The 7,011-nt window shown below is 73.5% G+C and carries 5 protein-coding genes; all 5 read left to right on the top strand.

Translation table 11 applies throughout. The annotated features are described in order from the left end of the window. On the top strand, nt 1–187 hold a 187-nt coding region (locus VP06_RS37665), incomplete at its 5' end, for a hypothetical protein (RefSeq protein WP_210168126.1). Nucleotides 188–218: 31 nt separating this feature from the next. Further along, complete coding sequence (locus tag VP06_RS20390) at nt 219–1,895, top strand: methyl-accepting chemotaxis protein (RefSeq protein WP_048465615.1); 1,677 nt, start codon at nt 219–221, stop codon at nt 1,893–1,895. 24 nt (nt 1,896–1,919) lie between these two features. Continuing rightward, entirely contained in the window at nt 1,920–4,208 is a 2,289-nt protein-coding gene (locus VP06_RS20385) for a hybrid sensor histidine kinase/response regulator (protein WP_048465614.1), read from the top strand. A 17-nt stretch (nt 4,209–4,225) separates the two neighbouring features. Then, entirely contained in the window at nt 4,226–5,275 is a 1,050-nt protein-coding gene (gene cheB, locus VP06_RS20380) for a chemotaxis-specific protein-glutamate methyltransferase CheB (protein WP_048465613.1), read from the top strand. Beyond that, complete coding sequence (locus VP06_RS20375) at nt 5,272–7,011, top strand: response regulator (protein ID WP_048465612.1); 1,740 nt, start codon at nt 5,272–5,274, stop codon at nt 7,009–7,011. Before cheB ends, VP06_RS20375 begins: the two co-directional genes overlap by 4 nt.

Raw genomic sequence — 7,011 nt, 5'->3', positions numbered from 1 at the left:
CGGGCGCGCGCCCGAGACGGGGCCCGAGAGGATGGGCCTGGGCAGGGGGGGGGTGGGGGGCTATGCCCGCCCCGTCTCGCCGGGCTCCCGGCGGGACCCGGACGGGTCCGGATCCGGCTTCGCGGTGATCGACCTCGCCTCTCTCCTGGGGCCCCTCCTCGCGGCCGCCCGTCCCGGGCCGGCCTGACCCCGCCATCCAGCCACAGAGAACCCCAAGCGTGTCGCTCTCGATCGGGAACCGCATCCTCCTCGGCTTCTTCGCCGTCGTCCTGGTGATCGTGGCGCTCGGCGTCTACGCGATCGGGCAGATCGGCGAAGTGCGCAACGCCACCGACGTCATCGTCACCCGGGACCTGACGGTGATGCACCAGCTCGAGAACATCCGCGAGGCGCAGCGCCGGATGAGCGACCTGCGCGACGAGGCGACCACCCGCTACTACCTGCGGGCGCTCGGCCGCGAGCCGGCGGCCAAGGAGGAGCCCGCGGTGACCTGGCGGCGCAACGCGGCGTCCGCCGAGACCGCCCTCGCCGGCGCCATCGCCACCGCCAACGACTACCGGGCCCAGTCGCTCTCGGCCGACCGCGCCGCCGCCTGGCAGCGCATCGCCGAACTGCTCGTCGCGGCCGGGGCCGAATTGCGCACCACCCGCACCGCCACCGAGCGCCAGTTCGAGGCGATCGCCGCCAACGACGTGCCGGGCATCCAGGCGGCCGAGACCGCCCTCGACCAGTCCGGCGACACTTTCGTCCGCACCATGGGGGCGGCGCGGGACGCCCTCGACGGGGCGATCACCGCCGGTCAGCGCCGGGTCGGCGCGATCGACGAGGAGAGCCGGCTCTCGACCCTGGTGGCGCTCGCCGTCTGCGTCGTCATGGCGATCGTCATCACGGTGCTGATCCGGCGCTCGGTGGTGGAGCCCCTTGATGCGGTGATGGACTTCGTCGGCAAGGTCGGCAGCGGCGACCTCACCGGGCGGATTGCCGAGACTCGCCGCGACGAGCTGGGCCGCCTCGGCGCCGTCCTCAACCAGATGGTCGAGGGCCTGCGCCAGCTCGCCAGCCAGAACCGCGCCTCGACCTCGAACCTCAACGCGGCGGCGGCCGAGATCCGCGCCTCGGCCCAGGAGCAGGCGGCGAGCGTCGAGGAGCAGTTCGCCGCCGTCCAGGAGACCGCCGCGACCGTCGACGAGATCACCCATGCGGGCGCCCAGATCGGCAAGCGCGCCCAGGAGGTCATCGCGACGGCGCAGGCCACCGCCCAGACCTCGAGCGCCGGGCTTCGCGCCGTCGACGAGACCGCCCGCGCCATGGACGCGATCCGCGAGCAGAGCGAGGCGGTGGCCGAGAACATCGTGGCGTTGAGCGAGAAGACGCAGGCCATCGGCGAGATCATCGCCACGGTGAACGACGTCTCGGAGCGCACGCATCTCTTGGCGCTCAACGCCGCCATCGAGGCGGCGGCGGCGGGCGAGAGCGGGCGCAGCTTCGCGGTGGTGGCCTCGGAGATGAAGGCGCTCGCCGACCAGGCGAAGGAGGCGACCGGCCAGGTGCGGGCCATCCTCGGCGACATCCAGCGCGGCATCAACGCCTCGGTGATGCTGACGGAGGAGGCGGTCAAGCGCGTGGCGGTGGGCAAGGAGCGCACCGACACCACGCACGCGACGATCGAGGAGATCACCGCCCGGGTGCAGGAGAGCGTGCAGACCTTCCAGCAGATCGTCGCCTCGACCAACCAGCAGCAGCTCGGCATCGAGCAGGTGATGGGCGCGCTCCAGAACATCCGCCAGGCGAGCCAGCAGACCGCCGCCGGCACCCGCCAGGTCGAGGCCGCCGCCGCCAACCTGAGCGAGCTGGCAAGCGCCCTTCTGGCGCTCGCCGAGCGCTACCGGCTCTGACGGACGGGACAGCGCCGCGCCCCGATGGACGACATCCGCCAGCTCCTCCTTGCGGCCTTCGACGCCGAGCACCGCGAACATCTCGCGGCGATCCGGGCGGCCCTCGCCGCGGCGGAGGCGGGCCGGCCGGCCGACTGGAACGACGTCTTCCGCCGCGCCCACAGCCTGAAGGGCGCGGCCCGTGCCGTCGACCTGCCGGCGGTGGAGGAGATCGCCCACCGGCTCGAGGCCCTGTTCGACCGGATGGTGCAGGGCCGCACCGGCCTCGACCGGACGACCGCCGGGGTGGTCAACCTCGCCCTCGACCGGATCGAGGGACTGGTCGCGGGCCTCGCCGAGACGCCTGAGCCGGCGCCCCCCGCCGACGCCATCGCGGCGCTGGATGCCTGCCTGTCCGGCGCGCCGGTCCCGGACGCCGGAGCGACGACCAAGCCGGAGAGCAAGCCGGAGACCCGGCCCGAGCCGGTGCCCGAACGGGCGCCCGAGCCCGGCCCGGTCTCCCAGGACGGCGCGATCTCCTATCTCCGCATCGCCAGCGATCAGGTCGAGAGCCTGTCGAAGGCGGTGCACGACCTCACCGCTGTGCTCCAGGGCCAGGAGGTGATCGGGGCTGCGGTGGCGGACCTCGAATCCGGCGCGCGGGCCTTGCGCCGCAGCGTCGACACGGTGCAGGGGCGCACCGGCGAGATGGTGGCGCTCGCCCGCCGCCTGCGCGAGACCGGCGACCCGGCGGGCATCGCCCTCGATGGCTTCGTCGACCGGGTGCGGCGCCTTGACGGCGACCTTCGGGGCGTGATCCGCGGCATCTCGGGCCTCGCCCGGGGACAGAGCCGCAGCACCGGCGCGGTCGACACCGCCCTGCGGCGCCTGCGCGACGATGCCGACCGGCTGCTGCTGGTCCCGGCCGAGACGGTGTTCGGCGGCTACGGCCGGATGGTGCGGGACATCGCCCGCGAGGCCGGCCTCGCCGTGGAGGTGCGGCTCGACGGCCTCGACCTCCAGGTCGATCGCGGCCTGCTCCAGGCCCTCAAGGACCCGGTGCTGCACGCCCTGCGCAACACGATCAGCCACGGCGCGGAAGATCCGGAGGCCCGCCGGGCCGCGGGCAAGCCCGAGGCCCTTGCCGTCACCCTGTCGGTCGCGTCGAAGGGCAGCCAGCTCGTCGTGACGATCCGCGACGACGGCCGCGGACCGGACCTCGCCCGCATCCTGGAGACCGGACGGCGCCAGGGGCTGGTGCCGCCGGGAGCCGAGCCGGGCCCTGACGAGATCCTCGACCTCGTCTTCACGCCGGGCTTCTCCACCGCAACCGCCATCGACCGGATCGCGGGACGCGGCATGGGCCTGTCGGTGGTGGCGGAGGCGGCCCGCTCGCTACGCGGCCGGGCCAGTTTACGGCCGGCGGAGCCCTCCGGCGCGGAGGTCACCATCACGGTGCCGCTCTCCGCCGCGCGCCAGCCGGTGCTGCTCGTCGAGGCGGCTTTGGCGGCGGGCGAGGCGCCCCAGACCTTCGGCCTGCCGAGCGGCGCCGTCGCCGGACTGCTGCGTCTCACCGCACGCGACCTCGCGTCCGTCGCCGGCGAGCCGGGAGCGCGGATCAAGCAGGGGGGACGGGACGTTGTCGTGCCTCTCGTTCCCCTCGCCTCGCTCCTCGGATCCGGTGTCGCCCCCCTCCCCCTTCGTGACGGCCTCGTCCGCGCCGTCCTCCTGCGCTGCGGCCAGGCGGTCAACGCCCTCGCCGTCGACCGGCTCCTCGACATGCGGGTGCTCCTCGTCGGCCCGGCCCCGCCCTTCGGCGGCGATTCCACGCTGATGTCCGGCACCGTCATGCTCGCCGACGAGACGCCCGCCCTGGTGCTCGACCCCGAGGGCCTGTGCGCCCGTGCCCGGACCGGCGGGCTGGTGGCGGCGCCGGTCGCGACGCCCGAGCGCCGCACGGTGCGCGTGCCCACCGTGCTGGTGGTCGACGATTCGATCACCACCCGGACCCTGGAGAAGAGCATCCTGGAGGCGCATGGCTACCGGGTCTTCGTCTGCGTCGACGGACAGGACGCCCTCGACCGCCTGCGCCGGGACGGGGCCGACATCGACCTCGTGGTCGCCGATGTCGAGATGCCGCGCCTCGACGGGTTCGGCCTGCTCCAGGCGCTCAAGGCCGATCCGGGCTTGACGCGGCTGCCCGTGATCCTGATGACCTCCCGCGGCGATCCTGCCGACATCCGCCGGGGCCTCGATCTCGGGGCCGACGCCTACATCACCAAGCAGAAGTTCGACCAGCGCGAGCTTCTCGACACGATCGGTCAGCTGCTGTGAGCCCCCCCGTCCGCGTCATGCTGGTGGAGGATTCGCTGGTGGTGCGCCAGCTCCTCGCCCACATCGTCAGCCGCGACCCGCGGCTGGCCCTCGCCGCCGCGGTCGCCTCCGGCGAGGAGGCCCTGCGGGAGATCCACCGGGTCCAGCCCGACGTGATCTCGATGGATATCCGCCTGCCGGGCATCGACGGCCTGGAGACCACGCGGCGGATCATGGCCGAGCGCCCGACCCCGATCGTGGTCGTGGCCGACGCGATCGAGGATTCCTCGCTCAGGATCTCGATGAACGCGCTGCGGGCCGGGGCGCTCAGCGTGGTCGAGAAGCCGGTCGGCACCGGGCACCGGGCCTACGAGGCGATCGCCGACCAGATCTGCACCCAATTGCGCATCATGAGCCAGGTGCCGGTGATCCGGCGCCGGCCGATCGGCGCCGAGCGCCTGGCCCGCCCCGATGCGCCTCAGGAGTTCCGGGGGACGATTCCCGCGACGCAGGCGCCGAGCGTGCTGGCGGTGGCCGCCTCCACCGGCGGGCCGCCGGCCTTCGCCAAGCTGCTCGGCGCCCTGCCGGCGGACTTCTCCCTCCCCGTGCTCCTCGTCCAGCACATGGGCGCGGCCTTCATGGAGGGCTTCGCCGACTGGCTGAACGGCGTGGTGCCGCTGACCGTCGTCATCGCCGCCGAGGGCGTGCGGCCGCAAGCGGGCCACGTCTATGTCGCGCCCGGCGACCGTCACCTGGCGCTCGGGCCCGGCGGCCTGCTTGCGCTCCTCGACGAGCCGCCGGTCGGCGGACAGCGCCCCTCGGCCACGGTCCTGTTCCGCTCCGTCGCCCGCTCGGCCGGGCCGCGGGGCCTCGGCGTGCTGCTCACCGGGATGGGGGAGGACGGTGCCGCCGGCCTCCTCGACATGCACCGCGCGGGTGCCGCCACCATCGCCGAGCACGAAAGCTCGGCCGTCGTCTACGGCATGCCGGCCGCGGCGGTGCGCCTCAAGGCGGCGGGCAGCGTGCTTCCCCTCGACCTGATCGCCCCGCGGATCCTGCGGGCGGTGCAGCCGGGCCTCCCGGCGTGACGCCGGCCCCCGCGCCCTCGCCCCGTATCCTGCTGGTCGAGGATTCCGAGACCCAGGCGCTGCAATTGCGGCTCTTCCTGGAGCGGAACGGCTTTGCGGTCGCGCGCCACGCCACGGCGGAAGCGGCGTTGGAGGCGATGAACCACGGCCTGCCCGACCTCGTGGTGGCCGATTATCATCTTCCGGGGATGAACGGCGACGAGCTGACCCGGCAGATGCGGCTCGCCCTGCGGACCCGGGCGACGCCGGTGCTGATGCTGACCGAGGCGAGCGGCCGCGACATCGAGCGCCAGGGCCTGGAGAGCGGCGCCGACGCCTACGTGCCGAAATCCGCCGACCGCGACCTGCTGCTCCTGCGCATCCGGGCGCTCCTGCGCGAGCGCGCCGCCGTACCGGCGGACGAGCCCGGCCGCCCGGCGAGCTTCCGCCGCGCCCGCATCCTCGTCGTCGACGGCAGCGCGACCTTCCGGGCCTATCTCTCGGCGCTCCTGGCCCAGGAGGGGCACGAGGTCGTCGCCGCCGACGGGCCCGACCAGGCGATGGCGGCCCTGGAGGCATCGGGCCACGGTTCCGCGAGCGAAGGCTTCGACTGCGTCACGGTGGACTTGCTGGGGACGGGCTTCGACGCCATCGCGCTCTGCCGCCGGATCGACGGCTTTCGGGGCGCCGCCACCGGCGCCGGAGCGCCGGGCTTCTACCTCGTCGGCATCGGCTCGGCCGCCTCCTCCAGCAAGGACCTCCTGGTCGAGGCGTTCTCGGCCGGGGCCGACGACGTGGTGGCCAAGGGGGCCGATGCCGACCTGCTGGCGATCCGGGTGCGGACGCTGGTGCGGCGCAAGCTCCTGGAGGAGGACGACCGCCGGGTCGCCGACGAGGTGCGGCGCCACGCGCTCGCCGCCGAGCGCGCCAAGGCCGAGGCCACCGCCGCCGAGGCGAAGGCGGCGCTCGCCGGCGCCCTGGCGCAAGCGAACCACGACCTCGAACAGGCCAATCACCGCCTCAAGGACACCCAGGCCAAGCTCGTCCAGGCCGCCAAGATGGCCTCGCTCGGCGAATTGGTCGCCGGCATCGCCCACGAGATCAACAATCCGCTCGCCTTCATCCTCGCCCATCAGGGCACGGTCGAGCGGCTGATCGGCGAGGTCGCCGCCGCGGTGCCGGAGGGCGATCCCTCCCGGCGCGCCCTCGACAAGGCCCGCGACCGGGTCGGCGCGATGCGCCTCGGGCTGTCCCGGATCCAGGACCTCGTCGTCAACCTGCGCAAGTTCTCGCGCCTCGACGAGGGAGAGATGCAGACCGTCAACGTGCCGGACGCGATCGAGAACGTGCTGGCGCTGATCCAGCACAAGCTCGGCACCCGCATCACCGTGCGCAAGGATTTCGCCGGGGCACCGGAGATCCGCTGCTCGCCGGCCCTGCTCAACCAGGTGGTGATGAACATCCTCGGCAACGCCGCCGACGCGATCCCCGGCGACGGCACGATCACGGTCGAGACCGCGATCCGCGACGACCACGACGTGATCCGGATCTGCGACACCGGCCCGGGCGTCCCGGAATCCCTACGCGAGCGCATCTTCGAGCCGTTCTTCACGACGAAGCCCGTCGGATCCGGCACCGGGCTCGGTCTCGCCATTGCCTACAGCGTCGTGCAGGCGCATAGCGGGCAATTATCCGTGGAATCATCGCCAGACGGAGGGGCCTGCTTCGTGATCAGCATTCCGAGGCAGGCCACATGA

This window comes from Methylobacterium aquaticum (assembly GCF_001043915.1).
Lineage (GTDB): Bacteria > Pseudomonadota > Alphaproteobacteria > Rhizobiales > Beijerinckiaceae > Methylobacterium > Methylobacterium aquaticum.
The sequence above is the reverse complement of the archived record's forward strand: the minus strand, read 5'-3'. Positions and strand labels throughout refer to the sequence as shown.